Source organism: Devosia sp. P3_B2 (assembly GCF_056402875.1).
Map to the genome: position 1 here is coordinate 241,067 of NZ_JBFUGO010000006.1, position 23,330 is coordinate 264,396.

General features: G+C 66.1%; 17 protein-coding genes. 5 read left to right on the forward strand and 12 right to left on the reverse strand.

Features of this window, described 5'->3' with window-relative positions; genetic code table 11:
* Position 1 precedes the first annotated feature (1 nt).
* From AC1DV8_RS11450 to AC1DV8_RS11500, 11 genes are all read right to left on the reverse strand, one after another.
* Positions 2-2,734 carry a tetratricopeptide repeat protein gene (locus AC1DV8_RS11450; RefSeq protein ID WP_477157549.1) on the reverse strand — a complete coding sequence of 911 codons (2,733 nt, stop codon included), beginning with the start codon at positions 2,732-2,734 and terminating at the stop codon, positions 2-4.
* A gap of 20 nt (positions 2,735-2,754) precedes the next feature.
* Positions 2,755-3,396 (reverse strand): alginate O-acetyltransferase AlgF, encoded by a 642-nt coding sequence (locus AC1DV8_RS11455; protein ID WP_477151080.1) that lies wholly within the window; start codon positions 3,394-3,396, stop codon positions 2,755-2,757.
* Between the two features lie 15 nt (positions 3,397-3,411).
* The gene (locus tag AC1DV8_RS11460; RefSeq protein WP_477157550.1) at positions 3,412-4,734 is read right to left on the reverse strand and encodes an alginate O-acetyltransferase AlgX-related protein; all 1,323 of its coding nucleotides are present in this window, start codon (positions 4,732-4,734) and stop codon (positions 3,412-3,414) included.
* Complete coding sequence (locus AC1DV8_RS11465) at positions 4,731-5,534, reverse strand: SEL1-like repeat protein (RefSeq protein WP_477157551.1); 804 nt, start codon at positions 5,532-5,534, stop codon at positions 4,731-4,733. The genes AC1DV8_RS11460 and AC1DV8_RS11465 overlap by 4 nt, the downstream gene beginning before the upstream one ends.
* Positions 5,531-6,634 carry an alginate O-acetyltransferase AlgX-related protein gene (locus AC1DV8_RS11470; protein ID WP_477151077.1) on the reverse strand — a complete coding sequence of 368 codons (1,104 nt, stop codon included), beginning with the start codon at positions 6,632-6,634 and terminating at the stop codon, positions 5,531-5,533. Before AC1DV8_RS11470 ends, AC1DV8_RS11465 begins: the two co-directional genes overlap by 4 nt.
* A 10-nt stretch (positions 6,635-6,644) precedes the next feature.
* The gene (locus tag AC1DV8_RS11475) at positions 6,645-8,075 is read right to left on the reverse strand and encodes an MBOAT family O-acyltransferase (protein ID WP_477157552.1); all 1,431 of its coding nucleotides are present in this window, start codon (positions 8,073-8,075) and stop codon (positions 6,645-6,647) included.
* The gene (locus AC1DV8_RS11480) at positions 8,075-9,595 is read right to left on the reverse strand and encodes a right-handed parallel beta-helix repeat-containing protein (protein ID WP_477157553.1); all 1,521 of its coding nucleotides are present in this window, start codon (positions 9,593-9,595) and stop codon (positions 8,075-8,077) included. Before AC1DV8_RS11480 ends, AC1DV8_RS11475 begins: the two co-directional genes overlap by 1 nt.
* Positions 9,588-11,024 carry a mannose-1-phosphate guanylyltransferase/mannose-6-phosphate isomerase gene (locus AC1DV8_RS11485; RefSeq protein ID WP_477157554.1) on the reverse strand — a complete coding sequence of 479 codons (1,437 nt, stop codon included), beginning with the start codon at positions 11,022-11,024 and terminating at the stop codon, positions 9,588-9,590. The genes AC1DV8_RS11480 and AC1DV8_RS11485 overlap by 8 nt, the downstream gene beginning before the upstream one ends.
* A gap of 2 nt (positions 11,025-11,026) precedes the next feature.
* Positions 11,027-12,043: a hypothetical protein gene (locus AC1DV8_RS11490; RefSeq protein WP_477151073.1), complete on the reverse strand. Its 1,017-nt coding sequence runs from the start codon at positions 12,041-12,043 to the stop codon at positions 11,027-11,029.
* A 114-nt stretch (positions 12,044-12,157) separates the two neighbouring features.
* Entirely contained in the window at positions 12,158-13,645 is a 1,488-nt protein-coding gene (locus AC1DV8_RS11495) for a glycosyltransferase (protein ID WP_477157555.1), read from the reverse strand.
* A 3-nt stretch (positions 13,646-13,648) separates the two neighbouring features.
* The gene (locus AC1DV8_RS11500) at positions 13,649-14,968 is read right to left on the reverse strand and encodes a nucleotide sugar dehydrogenase (protein WP_477157556.1); all 1,320 of its coding nucleotides are present in this window, start codon (positions 14,966-14,968) and stop codon (positions 13,649-13,651) included.
* Positions 14,969-15,769: 801 nt separating this feature from the next.
* Here AC1DV8_RS11500 and AC1DV8_RS11505 point away from each other — a divergent pair.
* The 3 genes from AC1DV8_RS11505 to AC1DV8_RS11515 all read left to right on the forward strand — a co-directional run bounded on the left by AC1DV8_RS11505 (position 15,770) and on the right by AC1DV8_RS11515 (position 18,911).
* Positions 15,770-16,189, forward strand: coding sequence for a response regulator (locus AC1DV8_RS11505; RefSeq protein ID WP_477151070.1), 420 nt, complete (start codon positions 15,770-15,772; stop codon positions 16,187-16,189).
* Between the two features lie 99 nt (positions 16,190-16,288).
* A complete protein-coding gene (locus AC1DV8_RS11510; protein ID WP_477157557.1) occupies positions 16,289-17,284 on the forward strand; it encodes an amino acid ABC transporter substrate-binding protein in 996 nt (331 codons plus the stop codon).
* 13 nt (positions 17,285-17,297) lie between these two features.
* Complete coding sequence (locus AC1DV8_RS11515; protein ID WP_477157558.1) at positions 17,298-18,911, forward strand: L,D-transpeptidase family protein; 1,614 nt, start codon at positions 17,298-17,300, stop codon at positions 18,909-18,911.
* 21 nt (positions 18,912-18,932) lie between these two features.
* Here AC1DV8_RS11515 and AC1DV8_RS11520 read toward each other — a convergent pair whose 3' ends face one another.
* Positions 18,933-19,337 (reverse strand): DUF6165 family protein, encoded by a 405-nt coding sequence (locus tag AC1DV8_RS11520; protein WP_477157559.1) that lies wholly within the window; start codon positions 19,335-19,337, stop codon positions 18,933-18,935.
* 216 nt (positions 19,338-19,553) lie between these two features.
* On the opposite strand from AC1DV8_RS11520, the gene AC1DV8_RS11525 reads away from it, so the two are divergent.
* Together AC1DV8_RS11525 and AC1DV8_RS11530 are read left to right on the forward strand one after the other, a co-directional pair.
* The gene (locus AC1DV8_RS11525; protein ID WP_477151066.1) at positions 19,554-19,982 is read left to right on the forward strand and encodes a hypothetical protein; all 429 of its coding nucleotides are present in this window, start codon (positions 19,554-19,556) and stop codon (positions 19,980-19,982) included.
* Between the two features lie 21 nt (positions 19,983-20,003).
* The gene (locus AC1DV8_RS11530) at positions 20,004-23,327 is read left to right on the forward strand and encodes a glycosyltransferase family 9 protein (RefSeq protein WP_477157560.1); all 3,324 of its coding nucleotides are present in this window, start codon (positions 20,004-20,006) and stop codon (positions 23,325-23,327) included.
* Positions 23,328-23,330 lie beyond the last annotated feature (3 nt).

Here is a 23,330-nt window from a genome sequence, read left to right on the forward strand (position 1 = left end):
CTCAGTTCTCCACCGCCATCGAGGCGAGTAGCCGCTGCGCCTCGGGGTTGCCGAGCCCCGCGGCATCCTTGAGCAGCACCGTCGCCTGCTGGATCGAAGGCTCGATACCGATGCCCATGGCATAGGCCTTGGCCAGTTCGACCATCGCCACGGCATCGCCTGCCTCGGCTGCGCGCTTCAGCCACGAACTGGCATCGCGCGCTTCGGCAACAGTCGTGCCGGTCGAGCGAAGATAGAGCGCCAACTCGCGCATGGCCACCGCATCGCCCGACGCCGCCGCAGCAGCATAGCGTGCCGACCAGTCGACCTCATCCATGACCGCGGTCTGGATCGCCGGCGGCGCCTTCAGCACCTTCTCGCGGATCTTGCCGAGGTCAGCCACCGGGGCATCGTCGATCATCCGCTTGAACATCGCCACTGCCTTGGTCGGCGCGAAGTCCTCGCTGTCCGGATCGGCATAGATCTTCACCAGCCGGCTCACCGCCGTGTCGTCGCCGAGCGCCACCGCCTGGTCGAACAGCTCGATTGCGGTCTTGGCCCGCTCTTCGCCGCCCATCGCCATGTAGCGGTCGGCGATCGCGGTGTGGCGCCAGCCGTCCTCGCCGGCGAGTCGGAGGCTCACCTGCAGCCAGTGCTCGGTTTCGGCATCATCCGCCGTCGCGACGAACGCACCGGCCAGCTTGATGGTGTTCTCGAACGTGCAGTCGACAACGCTGGCCGCGCGATAGAGATAGTCGTGCCGCTGCGCCTCGTCGTTGGTGTTCGCAGCCGCAAAGATCAGCGCATCGGCATCGCCACGATCCTCGATCGCCTGGTGGTATTGCTGGAGCAGTTGGGTGTCGCTGACGCCCTGCGCCTGCATGATCGGCAGCAGCCGCAGGATAGCGTCGCCCTGGCCCTGCTGGGCGGCCTCGGTCAGATAGCCGATTGCCTCCTTCTGCTTTTCCGCATCGTTGGGGAAATAGTCGAGCAGCACGGAGCCGAGATCGACCGCCGCCCGCGGCAGGCCATCGGCGCGCGCCTTCTTGAGCGCGGCGATTGTCTCCTCGATCACCGTCGGCGTTGGCGCCACGGTGAGCCGATGCCGCGCCAGCGCGTCGACGGTCGCCGGCACCGGGTCGATGCGCGACTGCCAGAACTCCAGCATCTCCGGCGAAGCGCCGTTGCGGCTCAGATAGTCGACGTAATAGGCGACGGAATTGGGCCGGCCATACAGCGCGTGCGTCTGCAGCTTGGCGAGCGCGATCGGATCGGCGGCAGGGTCGAGGGCACCGATTTCGTCGGAGTCCATGAACTCGGTCGAGTTGCCGGCCGCGTCTTCCGTGCGCTGCCAGAAGCTGGCGAGGCGCATGTCGGCACCCTTCGGCGCACGGCAGAGATAGGCCTGTCGCAGATCGGTCATCGGGTCGATCTTGCCGGCGTAGGTCACGGCGAACCCGAGCAGCTCGGTTGCCCGTTCGAACACGCCGGGCTCGTCCCGGTGGCGCAGCAGGATGAATGCCAGTTCCTGCGCCGAATCAGCGTCTTCGAGCGTCACGCCCTTTTCGAGCAGAGCCTTTGCCTCGGCTTCACCGGCCCAGCGCCCCTTTTCCTTGAGCACGAGCTTGGCAAGCTTGGAGAACGCCCAACCCGGCGGCTGCGGCATGCTGACCAGCTGCGTCAGCGTCGCCTTGAAGTCCTGGCGCTTCTCGGGGATCGCCTCTTCCGTCTCCAGCAGCGTCGCCAGCCGGAACAGCGCGTTGCGGCTCCCGAGCTTTGCTGCCTCGCGGTAGTATTTCTCCGCCTCGTTCAAATCCAGTGGCAGCAGCGCGCCGGCCTCGTAGAACTTGCCGATTTCCACCTGCGCCGCCGGCACGCCGCGATCCGACGCGAGGTTCAGGTATTTCAGCAGCGTGTCGTTGTTCTTGACGATCAGCTCGCTCTCGAGATGGAGCTGCGCCACCTTCCAGGCCGCACCGGCGTCGCCGAGATCGGCGGCCAGCCGCAGCCACTGCTCGGCGATATTGTGGTCCTGCTTGACCACCAGGCCCTTGGAGTATTCGCGCGCAATGCGGCCGATGCGGTCGCAGATCTCGGGGTCGAGCTTGCCGACCAGGGCGCCGAACGCCATGGTCACGGCGAGCTTCGGGTCGAGCTCCCAGCCCGGCACCTGCTGGCCCTCGATATTCATCGAGGCGAGGCGGAGCAGGGCGTCGGCATTGCCACCCATCGCGGCGCGCGTCAGGTAGCCGAGACCCTTGTCCTTGTCCTTCTTCACCACCAGCCCATCGAGATAGAGCGTCGAGAGCAGGTTGAGCGCCTTGGGCGCCAGGCTGTCGGCATTGGCTTCCAGCGCGGCGATAACACCGGTGTCGCGCAACTGCGGCACCTTGCCGGCCTTGAGGTAAAGGTTGATCCGGTCGATCGAGACGTCCGGCACCTTTGGTGCCGGCATCTTGCCGACGATCGCCAGCATCTTGTCGACCAACTCGAAATTGGCGATCGGGTTGAGGTCGCGCAGCCGCCGCGCGTCCTGCAGCACCAGATCCGGGTCGCCTTCGGGAACCGATACCCCGTCCCACGCCTGCCAGCGCGCGACCACGTCCGGGTCGGCCTTCTTGGCGATGCAGACCTCCTGCGCCGGAATCTCCGGCGGCAGGAATGTCACCTCGACAGGCGCGGCCAGAACGGGGCTCGCGAAGCTGACGCCGATGAGGAGGGCAGCGGCGGTGAGGCGTGAGACGGGTGTGGGCATATTTGCCTCCTGGTAGCGCCTTACTCGGCGCGGAAGAACGCGTTGTCGACGGCGGTGGCGGTGTAGCTGCCGTTCGAGCCAGTGAAGATGATCGACACGCCGCCGCGGCGCTTGAGATCGAGCGCGGCCACGGTGGCCACCGACTTGCCGTCGGCCTGCACTTCGAAATCGAGCGTCAACGGCGCCTTGAGCGCTACCGACTTGGTGGTGTCGCCGGCCACGCCCTCGATTGCCTTGGTCTTGGCGGTGGGCACGAACAGGTCGACGCTGGCGAGGTCGGAGAGGTTGTAGAAATAGACCGTCGCCTTGCTCGGATCCGACGCCGGCTGGTCCTGCAGCACCAGCGGCTCACCCTCTACGCTCCAGGCGTAGGTGTAGTAGGCGCCCGGCGAAGTAGTCACCGAACCCGACACGTCGCCGGCCGAAACCGGAATGTCGCCCGGCTGTACGTTCACATAGGCCGAGAGGCCCTCGGTGATGTTGTCGACCGTGGTGCCGTTGACCACCGCCACAGCGGCGCCAGGCACCAGCACGCGCACGAACGCCGAGTTCGGATCGACCGGCGCATCGTAGAGCCCGTCGTCCTGGGCGAAAGCCGCAGGGGCGGCGCTGAGCAGCATCAGGCTCGCGATGGCGATGAGTTTGGGGGTTGAGCGCAGCATTGTTGGCTCTCCTTCCTAGGTGTTGCAGAGGGATATCGCCGCCGTCTTCTCCGAGAGGCGATCGAACTGGATCGAGACCTTCGAGAGCTCGAGGCTGTCGAGGGATTCGAGCGGGATAAAGAACCGGCCGGTGGCCCGGAACCGGTCGCCGCGGTGGACCTCGCGGGTGAACGTGCGGCCGTCGGTGCTCTCGAAGTTCAGGACCACGTCGCGGCTGCCATTGTCGCCGGCATCGGCCAGCAGCACCTGGTTCGGCGCGATCGGCGTACCGGTGAGGTCGGCCTGGTAGAGGCCCTTGCTGCCATCGATCACGGGAGCGTTGCCGACCGGCTTGCAGTCGTTGCGCGCCGCCGCGATCAGCTCGGTGATCGAGCCGGTGCCGAACTGGGCGAGGTTGTTGTAGATCGGGTTTTCCCACACGAGGAACTTCGGCCGCTTGGCCTGGAACTCGCGCGAGGTGAGGTACGAGGTGACGGCGCCGAACTGGTTGCCGCCGGTGATCGCCATGTTGGCGACCGGCAGGCTCGAATACTGCGCGAGGAAGCCCGAGAAGTTCGGCACCAGGGCGTCCGAGAAGCTGGTGCCGACCAGCGCGATCTCGTCATTGGTCGCGCCTTCCTCGGTGCCACCGCTATCGCCGAAGATATCGACGCTGGCGTCCGCACTGGCGACTTCAACCGTCTCGTAGGCGGTGCTGATCACCGGAGGCAGGCTCAGCACGCAATAGGCCTGCAGCTCGCGGCGCATGCCCGAGACGGCGAGTTCAGCACCGGTCGCCTTGGTCTCGTAGGTCACCGGCGTCACATCGGCGTAGGCCGGCAGCTGCTTGATCAGCCCGCCGATCGTCTGCGCCGCCGTCTCCGCGCCCTTCGACGTCCAGTGGAAGTCAGACCGGAAGAAGGGCGGGTTTGTCCCGTCGGTGGTGCGCAGTGCCGACAGCAGGTCGACGGCGATCACGCCCTTGTCGTTGAGCCGCTTGACTTGGTCCTCGTAGACCGCCGTCGCGACGTCGAGGTTGAAGCCGAAGAGGTCCGCCTCCGCGGGGAGGAAGGTCGGCAGCGTCACGCTCTTGGTGGGGATCGGGACGTAAAGCATGGTCGTGCCGTGCGCCTTCAGCGCCTCGGCGAGCTTGCCCATCTGCGTCGTCGTATCCTCGGTGAACGGGTGCTGCATGCGCAGGTCGGCGAAGATGCGGAAGAAGAACCCGTCCTTGCCTTCCACCGCCGCGAGGGTCGGATTGTCTTCCAGATGCTTGCAGCCATAGGCCGAAGTCGCGAGCACCGGGCTCGCCGACAGCGTCGCAGCAAGTGCTGCGCCCACGAGCAGGGTCTTGTTCATTGTACTGTCTCCGTCGAGGCGGTGAGCTGGGGTTCGAGAGTGCGGAGCAGGTTCTCCGCCATGGTCCGGATGTTGAGGGTGTCCGACGCGGCGGCGATCTTCAGGTAGCCCTTGGCCTGTTCGATCTCGGCCGGCTCCGGGACGCCCGCGAGCAGCGCGAAGGCGAGATCGAGCGCCGCCTTGCTGTCGCCGCCCTCGGCGGAGGCAACCAGCAATTCGTCGGCCCGCGCGGCGTTCGGCCCGAACGGCTTGCCGGCGCGGTACATCGCGATCAGCCCGTCGCGGGCCACCGGATCACCCTTGGCGGTCAGCTTCTCGAGCAACTTCTGCGACTCGGCCAGGTTCTTCGACTGGTCGTCGAGAACGCCAGCATTGAGCAACCGGATCAGCGGCCGCACCGCGGACGTGCGCCCATTCTCAGCCGCGCGCCGGTAGTACCGAGCTGCCGCGTCGAGCGTCGCCGGGTCGTTGTCGGCCTCGATGCGCTTGGCGAGGTTCATCTGCGCCAGATCGTCACCGGAATCCGCCAGCCGCTGCAATTCCTTGAAGCTGACCTCCTTGCCGGCAATCATCCGGTTACGGATGAGCTTCAGCGGATCAACGGCCTTCGGCGTCTTGGCGTTCTTCTGCTTGATCGGACCACCGAAGATCGACGCCTTGAAGTCCAGCATCACGGGGCCGTTGTGCTCGGAGTCGCTGGCGAGCGACGGCATCACCCGCTGGAACGCCGCCGAGGGGCCGACAGTGCCGGCGAGTATCAGGGCGCCAAGTGCCAATGTTGAAACGAGGTGTCGGGTCATTTCTCCGCCTCCTCGTTCCAGAGCTTGGTCTGGCCGAGGTAGCGCACCGGGAACTCCCAGATCACCACTTCGGGCGGCGCATCGCGCAGCGTTTCGCTCTTGAGGAACGCCCGCATGGGCGCCACCGGACCCTTGCCCTCTTCGGCGAGGTTCAGCACGTCCGACCCGAGCGAGACCTTCAGGCTCTCGCCGAAGCTCCACTGCGGATTGGCGCTGTAGCTGGTGCCGGTCAGGACGAACGGAATGGAGGAGGGTCCGAAGATGTCGGTTGACGAGGCTGCAGGGGGCGCAGTGGCCTCGCGGGGCACGACAGTCTCCGGACCCAGACCGACGAGAGGTGCCAACCCGCCGGTAACGATGAATTTCGAGAGGTCGCCTTCGCGCGGCACTGGCGCTGCGTCGGCGATGGTGTAATCGGTGTCGCGCTTGCCCAGCGCCGTGCCCACCGCGTCCGCCACCACCTCGGCGCCAAGCGGCGTCCAGTGCGTGTCGGTGGTGAGGAACAACTGGCCCTTGGCCTTCGCTTCGAGCAGCGGCGCGCGCGTCTCGATGTTCTTGATCCCCGCTTTGTCGAGCACGGTGCGGAAGTCCTCGTACAGCCGCTCGAGATCACCCGGGATCGCCGCGTAGCTCACATGCTCGCGGTAGATGTCGGCCTTGGCGGGCAGGGGCACCACCACCAGCTCGATACCCTTTGCCGCCAGCTGATCGCGCACCGCCACGACGCCGGCCGCGGCTTCAGCCAGGTTCGGCGTCCGCTTCAGCGTCGCCTCGAACTCTTCCTTCGAGAACAACCAGCCATCGTCGCCGACCACCACGCCCGGACGCCCCTCGCGGAACGCCAGGTAGCGCGCAGCCCCCATCGCATCGATCGAGGGTAGCCGGTGCGGCATGATCTTCTTGTAGTAGGTGTCGATCTGGATGGCGGCTTCGCCGTTCAGATACTCGGCCGCCGACTTCGGCATCTCAGCGATGTCGCGACCGAGCCCGGTGACGAACTCGTAGTTGGCGACCACCGCATAGCCGAGGAACAGCACCGGCAGGGCGAAGGCGGGGGCGGCGGACGCGAGGCTCTTGGCGCTCAGAGTGATAGCGGGCATCGATGCCTCCTCAGAACTGGAAGTAGAGGAACGGGGAGTAGGTCTGCTCGGCGAGGCGCATCAGGCAGAAGATCGCCAGCGCGCTGAGGGCTCCGGCCTTCACGAGGCTGGTGGCCGCCGCCGTTGCCGTCCCGTCGGCGTTGACGGTGATCTGCGGCTCCCACAGGTGCCGCATCCGCGGCTCGGCAATGGTGATGGCGATTGCGATGGCGAGCATGGTCATCGCCTCGCGGCTGACCATCCAGGCCACTTCCGGCCGGATGCCGATACCGTTGAAGCCGAACATGCCGGCATACATCTGGAACGCCTGGCCGACATCGGGAGCGCGGAACATCACCCAGCCGAGCACCACCGCAACGAAGCAGAGCGGCAGGCTCCACCAGTAGTTCTGCGCGGTCTTGTCGTAGCCGGTGAGCCGCTCGACGACGAGGATGCCGCCGTGCCACACGCCCCACAGGATGAAGGTGAACGCGGCGCCATGCCACAACCCGCCCAGCAGCATCACCAGGAACAGGTTCACATAGGTACGGACCGTGCCCTTACGATTGCCGCCCAGCGAGATGTAGAGGTAGGTGCGCAGCCAGGTGCTGAGCGAGATGTGCCAGCGCCGCCAGAACTCGGTGATCGAGCGGCTGATGTAGGGCATGTTGAAGTTCTCGGCGAAGCGGAAGCCGATCATCAGCGCCAGCCCGATCGCCATCGCCGAGTAGCCGGCGAAGTCGAAATAGAGCTGCATCGAGTAGGCGATGGCGCCCAGCCAGGATTCGGCCATGGTCGGGTTGGGGGCCGAGAACATGGCGTCGGCGAGCGGCGCCACCGGGTCGGCGATCAGCACCTTCATCGACAGGCCAATCAGGAACCGCTGCCAGCCGGCGTTGAACAGTTCCCAGCTGTGCTCACGGTGCTCGAACTGCGGCGCGAGATCCTTGTAGCGCAGGATCGGACCGGCCACGAGCTGCGGGAACAGCGCGAGGAACGCCGCGAAATCGATGATGTTGCGCGAGACCTTGGCGTCGCCCCGATAGACGTCGACCAGGTAGCTGATCGAGTGGAAGACGTAGAACGAGATGCCGATCGGCAGCAGCAGCTGCCAGTGGATCCCGAGCGCGTCCGGGGTGGTGCCCCACAGCTCGGCAAAGCTGTCGACGAAGAAGTTCAGGTACTTGAACACCCCGAGCACCAGCAGGTGCCCGGTGACCCCGATGGCCACGAACAGCTTGGCGCGCGGCGTGCCCTGATACTTCTCGACCAGCAGTGAGAACACATAAGCCCACAGCGTGTTGGCGCACAGCAGCACCAGAAAGTCGAAGCGCCACCAGCCATAGAACAGGTAGGATTCGATCAGTAGCGTGATGTTCCGGTACTTGACCGGCGTTAGGTAGTACGCCGCGAGGAAGATCGGCAGGAACAGGAACAGGAACGTCTCTGACGAGAAGACCATCAGGCATCTCCCTCGAAGGTACAGCTGGTGGGGCGCAGGGCGCCGGTTGGGGTAAGCTTGGCGCCGGCCTTGAGCTGCAGGCCGTCGATGATCGTCGGCGTGCTGTCGGTAGCGCTGAGGTTGAAGAAGCGGTCGGTGAACTGCACGAGCTCGCCATCGAGCAGGCGCGGGGCCTGTCCGGTGAAGTCGTTCATCGCGAAGGCCAGCCGCGCCGTGGTCGAGCCCTTAATGCCGACGCGGTTGCCGTCGAGCTGGTTCGAGGCGATCTCGATCACTCCGTAATCGGGCTGATGCGTCACGCTGATCCCGGCATTGCCGTTGTCGATCAGCCGGTTGGCGCTGACCTTGAGACCGGCGCTGTCGCGCACCGCGAGGCCCGATTGAGCGTTCTGCAGCAACAGGTTGCCGGCAACATCGATGCAGTCGGCCGAGGCCACGGAGACACCAGAGCGCTTGCTGCCGGCGATCAGGTTGCCCTCGATCGTGAGGTTCGCGGCGCCCGCATCGGCAAAGATGCCGTTGAGCCCTGCTTCGATGACGATGTTGCCCGAGAGCTCAACCGTGTTCGCCCCGCCGGTGACCTTGATCCCGTGCGCTGCCGATCCGGCTAGCACCACGTTGCCGCGCGCTGCGATATCCTTGCCGCCGCTCAGCAGCAGCGCCGGGCCGCTCGAAGCGCCGAAGACGTTGCCGTCGACGATCGCTTCGTCCGCATCGACCAGCGCCAGCGAGCCGACGTCGTCGAACCGGCTGTCGCGTACGATGGACGGCGACGGCTTGGCGTAGAACCCACCCTCGAGAATGGTCACCCCGGTCAGCGGCGGGAACAGCCCGTAGCCGAGATCGGCAAACGTCATCCGCTCCAGCCGTGCGCTGCCCGAGAGGGCGACCACGACGAACGGGTTGAAATCCTTGAGGCGCGGGTTGGGCTCGCCAGTGCTGGCGATCCCCGCGGCATCACCGATCAAGTTGCCTGAGGCAAGGAGGAAAGCGCCGGTGGAGCGGTCGAGCAGCAGCGTCTCGCCTGGCTGCAGCGACAGCGTTGCGCCGTTCCACACCGCGATCGGCAGATGCGCGACATAACCGGCATCGGTCTTGTCGATGAGCCCAGTGAGCTTGGCCGCGGTAACCGCCTCATAGAGCTGTGCAAGGCTGGTGACGCCAGCCTCGACTAGCAGCACTTCAGGCTTCGCCTGCGCCTGGCGCAGCGCCACGTGGTAGTTGGCACCGGCCTGCAGGGCCAGCTGGCTCAGCACCAGGTCGATCGATACGACGCTGACCTTCACCCCGCCGAGCGCCAACTCCTCGGCCGGCTTCGTCTCGGCAGCCGTGTAGCTGAAACCGAGAGGCGCGGCCGCCGACTGGAGGTCGGAGGCCGGACGGCCGGCCTCGACCATCGCCGCAAGTGCGGCGACGGTCTTTTCATAGGCGAGGGTCCGCGCGTAGTCGGCCCCCGAGGCGGCCCAAGGGAGCGAGCATGCCGCGGCGGCAAGACCTGCGCAGACCCACGCCTTACGCATGTTCGCGGCTCCCATCGGCCACCGCTGCAAGTTCGAGCAGCGGGGTAAGGTGCGTCAGGGGACCGTCCACATGGCAGGCGACCTCGATGACCTGCATCGGGCCTGTGCCGTCATTGATCACTTCGGCGGTCTGCTCAGGGCCGATCTCGAAGGTCGCGCCAGCGCGGATCTCGCGGCGGCGGCTGCCCATGTGCAGCATCCCGCCACCCGAGGCGACGACCATCAGCCGCCGGAACTCCGAGCCGCTCTCCACCGGCAGCGTCGAGCCGGGGTTCACGGTGAGGTGCCGGAGCATGTAGCCGGCGCCCGAAGCGAGCTTGCCCTGCTTGCCCCAATCGGTGGCGCCGAACGAGTGGTCTTCGGCCTCGCGGCGGTTCTGCGCCTTGAGCTGCTCGACGATCTTCTTGACGTCCTGCGACTGGTCGCGGGTCGTCACCAGCAGCGCATCGTGCGTATCGACGACGACGAGATTGTCGACGCCGACCACCGCGACCAGGCGATCCGACCCACGCACATAGGTGTCGCGGGAGTTGACCATCATCACGTCGCCGCTGACGACATTGTTGTCGTCCGACTTCTTGCCGATGGTGTGGAACGCAGCCCAGGCGCCCACGTCGTCCCATTCGACATCGGCCGGAGCCAAGGCCACGGTCTTCGATTTCTCGAATACCGCGCGTTCGGTGGGAAGGCTCTCGGCCGAGCCGAAGCTCGCTTCCTCGAGCACCAGGGCGCCGTCTTCGTTCACCGCATTGGCGAGCGAAGCGCTGACCGCACCGAAGGTCACCGGATCGAACCGGCGATACTCTTCGATCACCGTGTCGGCCCGCATCAGCGAGATGCCCGAGGCCCAGTAGGCGAGCCCGGTCTCGATCAGCGACTGCGCCGTCTGCGCATTCGGCTTCTCGATAAACTTCTCGGCCCGATGCACGCCGCGGTAGTTGGAGAACTCGCCGCCATCGATGATGTAGCCGTAGCCTGTTTCGTTGTAGCGCGGCTTGATGCCGAAGGTGACGATAAGTCCGTCCGAGGCGGCCTTATGCGACTCCCGGATGCGGGAGTTCAGGTCGCCGTCGATCACGTGGTCTGACGGGCAGATCAGCATCACCGCGTCGGGATCGGTGCGAGCGATCAGCAGCGCCGCTGAGAGCACTGCCGGCCCGGTATTGCGCGCCACCGGCTCGGCGATGATCCGGGCGTTGCGCTGCACATCGCGAAGCTGGCGACGGACAGTGCCGAGGTGTCCGACGGCAACCGACACCACGGGATCGTGGAACAGTTCGCCCCGGTGCCGCTGAACGGTGGTCTGGAAGAAGGTGATCGAGCCCTCATGGTCGATCGGCTGGAACTGCTTCGGCTGCTGGCTGCGGGACAACGGCCAAAGCCGCGTGCCCACGCCCCCGCAAAGAATGACTGGATGGATGGCGTTCATCTTTAGTGGCCCTCGTTCGCCGGTCCGTTGAAGGAGAAGAACCGCCCCACCGCCGCCAGCGGGTCGGATTTGATCAGCACGTCGACCGGCGACCCCACGGTGCTCTGGTCGAGCGCAGTGGCCGGCACGAGCGTGACCGGGATGGCCGTGCCGTCAGTGGCACTCCTCAGCAGTCCCGGCAGTTCCTTGGCGTCGAGCGTCGCGGTGGTGACGACACCGTTCGGCATGTGCACTTCGGCATGCGCGCCGGAGGCGAGGGCCCTGAGGCCGTTGCCGTCGACCTTCGACGAGATCACCACCGGCGCGTCCTTGGGAGCGACGGTCATCACCGTGTCGCCGGCCAGCACCGTGGCGCCGCCCTGGGCCGAGCCCGGCGCGACCACGCAGTCGCACGGCATCGACACCGCGAGCACTTCGCCCGACGTGGTGCGGATGGCGAAAGCGATATCGCCCTTCACCGCCGCCGGATTGACGAAATCGAGCTGGCCCGGGCTGATTGCGCGCAGGTCCATGCCGTCGAGAGTGATGGTCGAAAGCCCGGTCACCGGCAGCACGAACAGCCGCTCGTAGAGCTTCACGCCGACGAACCCGACCAGCAGCAGGCCGAGGCCGACGAAGGCGCCCCAGCGCAGCCCGGTCATCACGCCCTGGGCCGCCGATGGCTTGAGCCTTGGCGCCTCGGTACGAATGGTCTCGACCTTTTCGCCGGTCCGGATCATCCCGTCGACGCCGACCAGATCTCCGCCGACGAACGAGTTGAGGATGTAGCGGAGCTGCGGCAGATGCGGGCCGGTCGGCTCGAGGAACCGCAGCGTCACCGTCCCGGCCTCAGGAGAACCGGCACCAATCGCGGCATCGACCGGCAGGCTGATCGCGTAGCCGGGGAAGTTGAAGACCAGCGTCACCAGCTGCACGCGGCCGTGGAGCTGCGGGTCGATCAGCCCGGTGGCTTCCGCCCCGACGATCGACAGGCCCTGGCCTGCGAACGAGCGACCATTGATGACCACGTTGAATGGCATCCGGATAACCGGGTGTTCGCTATGGCCGGCGAAATCCGGTGAGGGCGCGCTTCTGCTTGCCGCGACTGTTGGTTTGTCGATTTCTGCATGCGCTTCGGTCATTGGTTTGAGCCCTCAGTTGGCATGGATAGGGAAGGGGCTGAGGAGCCCCGTGACGAAGATCACCCCGGCCACGAGCAGGCCCAGGGCGAGCACGTGCATGTAGCTGGAGGTAATGGAGCGAACCCGGCCCGCGCCGCCGCCAAGCCCGCCGGTGCCCGTGGCCGACTGGCGGGTCCAGCGCTGGCGATCGAGGCGGAACATGACCGAGGTCTTGATCGCCGCGCCGAACAGCTGGCCGAAGTAGAGCAGGAACGGGTAGGTGATCGGGAACGGCCCGCCGAAGCTGGCAAGCAGCCAGCAGTAGGCGTAGCGGGTCGCCATCACCCAGGCGATGTAGGCCACCGCGATCAGCGGATCGACGAAGATCGAGAACAGGATGATGCCGACCGGTGCCGTCAGCGTCGTCCACATCGAGACGCGCTGGTCGAGGATCGACCACCAGGCGAACGGCCCGATCTTGGCGGGCGACAGCGCCAGGGCGCGGCCGTTGGTGCGCAGCATGTTGCCGAACCAGCGGCGCATCAGGGTGACGGCGCTCTCGACGAAGCCGGGCTTGGGCTGGGTCTCCATCGAGACGCAGGAGACGTCCGGCAGATAGGCCATCTCGTAGCCGTTCTTCAGCAGCCAGAACCAGGTGGACTTGTCGTCGCCGGTAAGGAACTTCACCCGGCCCAGGCGCCAGTGGTCAATGTAGTCCTGTTCGACCGAGGCGATGAACTCGGGGTTGGTCGCGAGGTCGGCGCGGAACACCGACATGCGGCCGGTGAGGGTGAGGACGCGGCCGCCCAGGGCCACTGCCGACATCATCATCTGGCGCTGGGTGAAGCGCAGCTTGAACCAGTCGCGGAAGAGGGGAGCGTCGTCGATCTCGGCGCGTTCATGTGTGGTCAGCGCGCCAACCTTGCCGTTGGCGAAAAACGGCGCCGAGCGTTCAACGATGTCGGACGGAATTTGCGTGTCGCCGTCGATCAGCAGCACGACGTCGTCGGCGCTGGGGTAGCGGCGGGCGATGGAGCGGAGCGAGGTGGCGAGCGCGTCGCGTTTGCCGGTGCCATCAATGCGATCGATCACCACTTCGACGGTGTCGATGCCTTGCAGCACCTGTGCTGCGACGGCCCGGATCAGCCGCTCATCGGCCACATCCACCACCGAGGCAACCACTGTCGAGCCGCCCGGCGAGCGGCGAGCCGCCTGGAAGATCGAACGATAGACCCGCGCGGTGATCGCGGAGTCGATCTTGTAGCTGGTGGCGAGGAAGAACGCGTGCGCCGGGCGCTTGGTGGCATAGAGGGCCTCGGCGGCGGCGCGCCGCCGAGGATAGAAGATGCGGATATAGAGATGCGCGCGGGCGAAGTTCACGAACGCCCAGCTGTAACGCCAGAGCCCGATCACCCCGAGGGTGAGGAACACCCCGGCGCCGCCCGAAAAGGCGGCCGCCGGTACGGTGCTGGCGATTGCCGCAGCCAGGAGAATGTAGAGACCGTGCGCGATGAAGTTCATGGCTTACCAGCAGATGCCTTCGTACGTGCCGTTGGAGCGGAGCGAGGCGTTGATGCGCGTCAGGTCCACCAGCGAGCGATACTCGGAGACGGCGTTGAGCGGCGCGATCGCCTCCTCGTAGCGATTGCCCACGAGGATCACGTCGGCGCCGGCGATCAGGTCTTCGATCTTGCCGACCAGGCGGGACGGCAGGTCCGGCACCACATCGTTGCCGCGGCCCATGGCGCTGACGCCGCCGGCAACCGCTTGCGACACGTACGGGTCGTAGACCTTGAGCTCCATGCCCTTCGAGATCAGCCGGCTCGCGAGCTCCGCCAGCGGGCTCTCGCGCAGGTCGTCAGTGCCCGGCTTGAAAGCGATGCCGACCAGCCCGACCGACTTGGCGCCGGAATTGTGGACCATCTTCTCCGCCCGATCGATCTGTGCGGCATTGGCCAACAGCACCGAGTCGAGAAGCGGGGAGGGGACGCCCTTCTTGGCCGCGAGATGCTGCAGCGCCCGCACGTCCTTGGGCAGGCACGAGCCGCCGAAGGCGAAGCCCGGCTTCATGAAGTAGGGCGAGATGTTCACCTTGGTGTCGGCGCAGATGAGCTTCATCACCTGCTGACCGTCGACACCCGAGGCCTTGGCGATGTTGCCGATCTCGTTGGCGAAGGTCACCTTCACGGCGCGCCAGGAGTTCGAAGCGTACTTCACCGCTTCGGCCGTCTTCAGCGTCACCACGTGCGACGGCACCGGCATCTGGGCGTTGATGTCCTTGAGGATCGCCTCGGTGCGCGGCTCAAGCGCGCCGAACACGATCAGACCCGGATCGTAGTAGTCGGCGATCGCAGTGCTCTCGCGTAGGAATTCCGGGTAGTAGCCGACGCCGAAATCCTGGCCGGCGATCATGTTGGAGGCTTCTTCGAGCACCGGGATGCAGGTCTCGTCCATCGTGCCCGGCACGATCGTCGAGCGGATGATCACCGAGTGGAAGCTCTGCTTGTGCCGGATCGCCTGGCCGATATCGGCGCAGACGCCCTTCACGTATTTGAGCCCGACAGCACCGGTGTCGTCGCTCGGCGTGCCGACGCAGACGAAGCTCGCATCGGTATCGAGCACCGCCTGCTGGCCGTCGGTGGTGGCGCGCAGCCGCCCCGAGGCAACAGCGCGGGCGATGATTTCATCGAGCCCGTTCTCGACGATCGGCGACAGCCCCGAGTTAACGGCGCTTACCTTTGCTGGGTCGAGGTCGACCGCGATGACCTCATGACCATCGTCCGCGAGGCACGCTGCGGAAACGACTCCAACATATCCGATTCCAAAGACGCTAATTCTGGCCACGACAGTCCTCTTTCAGAAGTGTGAGCAATATTGTTCTCGCCCTACGGGCGAGTTGTTGTGTAGCTACCGAGTACAGAACGCCGAGCTATGTGCTCGTTGGCCCCGTTACGCTAAGTGACATCACACGTACTCTCCACCGCTGGAGTGATCGCTTCTGACGCTTAGTATTGGCATTCTTGCCGGTGGTTGGCCGTTGTTCGCCATCCGATGTGTGAAAGCCTGTTCGCTGGTCCGGAATCTGAGAAGCAATGGGGACTCATACGAGCCATGCGATTGGCGCATGACGTACGGTCGTCATAGGATTGCAACTTTTGGCCTAGGACTGCGCAAAACCGTACGCAGCCTGCGGCATCCCGCCTTGTGGCCGCCGATCCGATCCGTGCCCGAAGCATGTTCGGATTACGGCAAAACCGTGCCTCCCTCTCGGGCTCACGGCCGCGTGATGCTTTTTTGGGCAGTTTTTGCCCACGCGGCGCCGGATGACGACCAGGTGACAACGCTGCCAAATCGCCCTCGGAACCGAACGGTCTTGTCGCTGCGGCCCGCCGAAACCCAAGCAAAACAAGGGTCGTAGCGAATTTGTTCGAGGCTTTATCTAATCGTCGTCTGATTTCCGCGAGGATTCGTTAGGTGTTTGTGCGCACCTCGCACCCCTGTACGGGAGCCGCGCCACTGGCCGCGCTTTTGCCGTCGTTGAGCGAAAGGATTCGCATGGGCCGAGTCGAAGGTGCCAACTCTTCGCCTCGAATGCACGGCCGTGAGAACGCCGTGCGATAGGGTGTTAAATGCGGGTCGTAATAATTGACATCAACCGGAAGCAGCCGGCCACTGGTCCTCGTCGTCGAGGACGAACCCATGATCATGCTGGGGGCAGTGCAATTGTTCGAGGCGGCGGGGTTCGAAGCCCTCGTCGCCTTCAGCTCCGACGAAGCAGTAGCGCACCTCGAGGGGCGCTCGGGGATCGTCGTGGCATTCATAGAGTATGACGTGCCGGGGACGCTCGACGGGGCAGGGCTCGCCGAGACCATTCGCAACCGCTGGCCGACGCTGGAGATCATCGTCGTGTCGCGGCCGCGGCCCGGCGAGACCCCTGATCTGCCCCTCGGCGCGCGCTACTTCGAAAAGCCTTACACGCACGCCGAGATAGAACGCGCGCTCGATCAGTTGGGCCTCACCGGCACTGTACCCCGGGCGAGGACCAATCTGCCGCCGCGCGGCTGACAACGATCCCGTAACGGCGGCATCCCGCACAGGACTTGTGCCGCCCCGCCGTTACGGACAACACTTGCCAACCAGCATCTCGCCATGAGGGGTGGCCAAATGCACCGAGCGCATCTAGCGGCGGCGACGCTCGCTCTTCTCGCTTCAACCTCGGTCGGCCACGCCGGCACGCTCGACGACGTCCGCACCCGCGGCAAGCTGGTCTGCGGCGTCAGCGAGGGCCTTGGCGGGTTCTCCGAACAGGATGGGGCAGGGGGCTGGCAGGGTTTTGACGTCGACTTCTGCCGCGCCGTCGCCGCTGCGGTGCTGGGAGATACCGAGAAGGTCGACTACGTGCCGCTCTCGGCCGAAGCGCGCTTTGCCGCGCTCACCGACGGCAAGATCGACCTGCTGTCACGCAACAGCACCTGGACCATGTCGCGCGACCTCGATCTCGGCCTCGACTTTCCCGGCACCAGCTATTTCGACGGCCAGGGCTTCCTGATCCCCGCCATCTTCGGCGCCATCAGCCCGCTCGAACTCGACGGCGCGACCATCTGTGTCGTCAGCGGCACCACCACCGAGGCCAACGCCGCCGCCTATTTCGAGAAGGCCGGCCTCACCGTCTCCTTCCTGAGCTTTGCGGAACGCCCCCAGGCCCGCGCCGCCTACGCCGCTGCCAAGTGCGACGCCTACACCGCCGACCGCTCCGCCCTTGCCGCGGAACGCGCCGAGCTGCCGGTGCCCGAGGACCACGTCATCCTCAAGGACGTCATTTCCAAGGAGCCGCTCGGCCCTGTCGTCCGCGACAGCGATCCGCAATGGACCAGCCTGATCCGCTGGACCCTGTTCGCGCTGATCGACGCTGAGGAGCAGGGCCTTGGCGCCGCTGCAATGGCTGGCGCCGGCTCGGACGATGCGAAGCGAATGGGTGCCCCTGCGGTCAAGTCGCTCGGCCTCCCCGAGGACTGGCTGGTGAAAGTGCTGGCCGGCGTTGGCAACTACGCCGAGATATTCGATCGCAACCTCGGCGAAGACACGCCCATGCAACTGAGCCGCGGCGTCAACGCCCTCTGGACCCAAGGCGGGATCCTCTATGCACCGCCCATGCCGTGACCTGATCCGCAACTTGCTTGTTGCGCTTCTGGCGCTGTTCTTCGCCGCCCCGGCCATCGCGCAGGATCGCGTCGACCTCTCGCCCCGCGACCTCGCGGTGGTCCGCATCAATATCATCGACCTGCTCGCCAATGAGCCGCGCCTGCCGCTCCCCATCAAGCAGCGCCGCGATGTGCTCCGCACCTACTATGAAGAGCAGAGCGGCGATCTGCTGTGGCTCAACAGCGCGCGCGCCGGCGCAATGGTCTCGCGCCTCGTCAACGCCACCGACGACGGCCTCAACCCCGACGACTATCCCGGCCAGCAACTCGCCAGCCTGATGACCGCCGCAGGCGAGACCGACAAGCGCAGCCTCGCCATCATCGAGCTCTACTTTTCCGCCGCCTTCCTCGAGTATGCCTCCGACCTGAAGGTCGGCCGGTTCCTCCCCAACAAGATCGACCCCAACTTCTTCCTCACCCCGCGCACCATCGACGAAGCCGCGGCGCTCGCCGGCGTCGCCAAGGTCGCCGACGTCGAGACCGTGCTCCACGCCTGGGAGCCGCAGAACGCCGAGTATCAGGCGCTCCGCAAGGCACTCGATGACTACCACGCGCTCGCCGTGCTCGGCGGCTGGGGCACCGTGCCGCTTGGCGACACATTAAAGCCGGGGATGACCGATCCGCGCATCCCGGCGCTCCGCGCCCGCCTCGCCGTCACCGACGGCGCCGCCGTGACGGCGCCCGGCGAGCCCGAGTTCTACGACGACACGCTGGTCGAGGCGGTGAAGCACTTCCAGGCGCGCCACGGCCTAGATGTCGATGGCGTCGTCGGCCCTGCCTCCCTCGTCGCCATGAACGTGCCGATCGAGGACCGCATCGAGTCGATCGATTTCGCCATGGAGCGCTGGCGCTGGATGCCGGACGATCTCGGCAGCCAGTACATCATCGTCAACATCGCCGGCTTCGAGCTCCGCCGCATCCGCGACGGCGAGATCAAGGAGAAGATGGCCGTGGTGGTCGGCAAGCCCTACAGCCGCACCCCCGTGTTCAGCGACGCCATCCGCTACCTCGAGTTCAACCCGTACTGGAACGTTCCGGCCGGGCTCGCTGCCAAGGAAGAGCTGCCCAAGTTGCAGAGCAACCCCGCCGCCGTTGCCGCTGCCGGCTTTGAGGCGGTGCGCGGCAAGGATGTCTACGACGTCCGCCAGGTCGATTGGGCCCAGGTCACACCCAGCCGCTTCCCGTTCCAGCTGCGCCAGAAGCCGGGCACCAACAATGCGCTGGGCCGCGTCAAGTTCATGTTCCCCAACGCCCACGATGTCTACCTGCACGACACGCCGTCACGCAGCCTCTTCGGCCGCGCCGAGCGCGCCTTCAGCCACGGCTGCATCCGCCTGTCCCGTCCGCTGGAATTGGCCGATCAGGTCCTCGCCGCTGGTGGTGTCGACGGCTGGTCCAACGACCGGATCGACTCGGTCGTCGCCTCGCTGAAGAATACCGTGGTGAACCTGAAGACGCCGCTCCCGGTCCACATCACCTACCTCACTGCCTGGGTCGAGGCCGACGGCGTCCACTTCAGCTCCGACATCTACGGCCACGACGAAAAGCTGCTGGCGGCGCTGGACGGCAAGTCGCTGGCCTGGTGAGGCACGCTCGGGCGGGGGCCCTCAAGCGTAGTCCTTCACTTCCACGATCTCGGATCCCAGCGCCTCGTTCAGCTGCCGCTTGATCGCTGCGCGGCGATCGTTGGTCCGGTAGACCGAGCGGGCCAGCGCGATGAACTCCTCGTCGAACGCAGCGTGCTGCTCCTTGATGCGGATGGCATCCTCGATGTCCCACAGCGCCTCGTTCACCTGCCGCAACTCATCGCAGAGGTTTGCGAGCGCCGGCGTGTCCACCCCCTGATTAGCGAGCAAGGCGCTCAGCAAAGCCAGCTCGTGCGCGGCCAGGGCACGCTTGTCCGGATTGCTGATCCGCTCGGTCTTGATCTTGAGGATCGAGATCTTGTCGAGCAACTCACCCATCGATACCGGCGCGAGGATCGCGTGTCGAACCTGCTGTCCATTCAACATTCAAAAGTCTCCTGTACGAAAGCGCACATGTAGCGTAGCAAATGGAGCTATAGTTGCGTAAAAAGCCGACTAGATAGGAAGCAACGATAGCCATCATTTGGCAACTAACGTCGAAATGTTGGAATGGTTACATGAAATAACCCCAATTTAAGTGGAACAGATAGTGGTGCCCCCACGTTCAAGGGCGTGTCTGTAGCTAGACCATAGGAGCCCAAGATGTTTGCCACTCGCTTGGCCCGACTGCTCTCCATATTGATAACCTCGACCGCCTCGGTGGTTCTGCCGGCGCCGATCATCAGTCCCGCGACGGTCGCCCAGGAAGCGAGCTGCTTTGTCGGTGTCGACTTTGCCGCCATGTCGCACGATCAACTGGCGGCGGTAGTGACTGAGGCGGTGCAGGGCATGCCGCCCGGCACGTCGGACGCCGATATCGTTGCGGCTATCGGCTCTCAGATCGGGGCGAACGCTGCCGGCTGCAGCCCGGAACAGCTCGCCGCCGTCGCCCAGAACGTCGCAGCCGTGCTGGAAGAACTGGGCATCACTGTCAACGGCAACATGGCTCAGCTGCTGCTGGTCGCGATGGTCACGCCAGCACCACCGATCCTACAGGGGCCGGGTGTCTCTACCGTCGCGTCCGTCTACTGATCAGCACTGGCGACCACGACGATGAGTTCACGCAGACTTCAGGCGCTGGTCGCCAGTTTTACGACCCAGACGCTGGCGTCGCCCAAGGCGCCGGCGCCCACACCTCCCCTGTCGGCGGACCTGCCGGCGGGCATATCGCAGCAGCTGGCTGACGCGGCTTTCGCTCAGGGCCAGTGGCAGCAGGCGTGGGGATACTTCTTCTCCGCGCTGCAGTCTGGCGAGGCGGTGGTCGACATCGCCCACTGCCTGCTGTTCGGCGGCCGCTGCGCCCTCTACCTCGGCGACTACAACACCGCGCAAGTGCTGCTCTCCGACTACGTGGACCGCTTCCCCACCGATCCCGAGGCGTTGTTCTATCTGGGCAAAGCCTATCAGGGTGCGCATCGCGATTTCGAGGCGCTGGCGTCCTTCAACGCTGCCGCGCTGGTCGGCGCCGGCAAGCCCAAATACCTGGCCGCGGTTGCGCAGGCGGCGCACAGCCTCGCCTTCCAGGGCTTCGGCTACGCGTCCGACACCATGCCGGCCACCTATCTCGCAGTGGCACACGCGGCCCTCGACGCCGCTCTCGCCAAGGACCCGAACCATCTCGAGACGCAGACGACATCGATGCTGCTGTCGCTCGATACCGGCGACATCGACAAGGCGCTCGCGACAGCCCGCAGCATCGTCGAGAACGAGAGCAAGCATGGCGCCGAGCGGGTAGGGGCCGCCACCACCAGTCTGGCCCTCGCCCTCACGCGCGGCGGCGATCTCGCCCGGCTCGAAGAGCTTCCGTACCTCAAGACCTATCCCGCCGGCCGTCGCCTGCTCGGGCGGGCGCGCGGATTGCACGCGGCGAGCCAACCACATCCGTCCCCCGCATCCCTCCGCGCCGTCGTCCACGATCCCAGGGCCGATCGCTGGACCCTCGAAGCCCTTGGCGCCCCGAAACTGCCCTGGCCCCGCGCCCGCCATACAGTCGGCCGGGCGGCCGAGACGATCTCCATCGATTGCGATCTGGCTGTCCCAGTCCATTACCAAAGCCGCGGTGAACTGGCTGGCTTGGCCATGCGCCTCCATCGGCTGCCCTCGCACTTTGCCGGCCTCGTTGTCTTCGCGGCATCTGCGATCCCCGGCAATCGCGATCCGCAGGCGGTGTCGAGCCTCCTTCTCCGCAAGGCGGCCTGGGATGAGTTGGTGGCGCTGCACCCGCATGCCGACCGGCAGGCGCTGGTGGCCGCCGCCCTCCAACGCCTGCGGCTCTACGCGGTGCCGAGTTCCACCAGCATCGCAGTGCTAGACTGGCCTCAGGCCGCGGCTTCGGCCGCCGCGCCGCGCGTCGTCGTGTTGTCGCGCCACGGGCCGCGCCTCGTCGGCGGGGGTGAGCAATTCCTCCGCATCGCCGGCCAGACTTACGCCGCCGAGCAGGGCGCCGACGTGTTCTTTGCCGGCCTGACGACCGATTGGAGCGAAGCCGTGACTCAGTGGCCGGGTGCCGGAACCGGCTTCACCGAAGGCTTCGTCTATGACGACGCCGACGCCTTCCGCGCCTTCTGCCTCGCCAACGGCGTCACCGCGGTCCACGTCATCTCGGGCCTCGGCGAGTTCGTGCTCGACGCCACCGCCGGCCTCGATATCCGCCTGGTCTACGGCGTCCATTTCTGGCGCGAGTTCATCCCCGCCCGCGTGCTCAGCCGTCCGTATTATCCCAATGTCGGCCTCGATGACGCCAAGCCCTTGCCGGCCATGGAGGATCTGCTGGCCCGCGGCGACTACCTCTACGTCAACTCCGACTTCTGCGCCGACATCGCCCGCAAGGCCTACGCCTGGTCGCCGCCGGTGATCTACTCCGTCCCCGTCGACGAAACCGGCGCCGAGCTGTCCGACCCCTCGCAGCCGGCCGTCTGGCCGCGCGATTTCGTGCTGCTGGTGAACGCCCGAGCCGACAAGGGCTGGCATCTCTTCCTCGATATCGCCGAACGCCTGCCGGAGCAGGGCTTCGTCGCCATCGCCAGCCAGTCCGACCGCCAGGCGGCCCTTGCCGAGGTGCAGCGCCGCGGCCTGCACAATGTGCGCGTCATCGATCGCACCGACCGCATGGACGAACTCTATCGCGCCGCCCGCGTCGTCGCCGTCCCCAGCTTCACCTTCGTCGAGACCTTCTCCCGCGTTGTGATCGAGGCGGGCCGGCTCGCGCGCCCGGTGCTGATGGCCGATAGCGGCAACCTCGCCTATCTCGGCGCCGGCACCAGCCTGGTGCTACCCAACGATCCTAAGGTCTGGGCAGCACGCATCGCGCAACTCGCCTCCGACGCCGCGGCTTACGATCAGACGGTCGCCGAAGTCGTCGGCATCGCCGAGCGGCACTCCGCCGATGCCCTCATCGACAAGCTCCGCACCATACCGCTCCGCGCCGACCGCCCACGGGCGCTCGTCTGCGTCGGCTCCGGCATCGGCAACATCTGCCACACCAGCCCGATGATCCGCCACCTCTCGGGCTATCTCGGTGCGCCGGTCGATGTGCTGGTAGCCGGCGATTTTCCAGGCAGCGCCGCGGCGATGGCCGGATCACGCTACGTCGGGCAGGTGTTCGAACGCTTCGCCCATGTCGAGCAGCGCCCCTACGACGTCGTCCTCGTTACCCACTGTTTCGGCACACTGATCCCCGCCTTCAACGCGCCGCGCGTGCTGTCGAGCCGCGATTTCATGCAGTTCGACCCGGCCGGCTCATTGCACGAGGCCGAGTTCAATCTCGCCTTCCTCGAGGCGGCAATCGGCCTCGGCTACGCCCCCGAGGATCGGCTGAACTACTTCTTCGGCGGGCTCGATGACGTCGTCGTCCGAGCGGCCACCCGCCGCAAGCCGCGCATCGCGCTGCATGCCGGCTCGAAAGGCGGCATCTGGGCCGCCAAGCGCTGGCCCGGCTTCGCCCAGTTGGCTGGTGAGCTCACGCGCGCCGGCGCCGATGTCATCAGCGTCGGTGTCGCCAGCGAGTATGTCGAGGGCACCCTCGACAAGACTGACCTCAGCATCGCCCGCATGGCCGAGGAACTCAGCGCCTGCGACGCGCTCGTCACCAATGACAGCGGCGTCATGAACGTCGCCAATGCCCTTGGCCTGCCCATCGTCGCGATCTTCGGCCCCACCAACCCGGCAACGCGCGGACCACTGAAATCGGCGGTCCGCATCCTCGCGCCACCGACCGAGTGCGCTCCCTGCGAAGCCGATCCGCGCTACAAGTCCCGCTTCGACGAAGGCGCCTGCCGCTGCATCTCGCTCATTGGCACGCCCCAGGTCATCTCGGCCCTGCGCGAACTCAACGTGTTGCGCCGAACCCGCCGGCACAGCACCCGCCGAGCGGCCTGACGG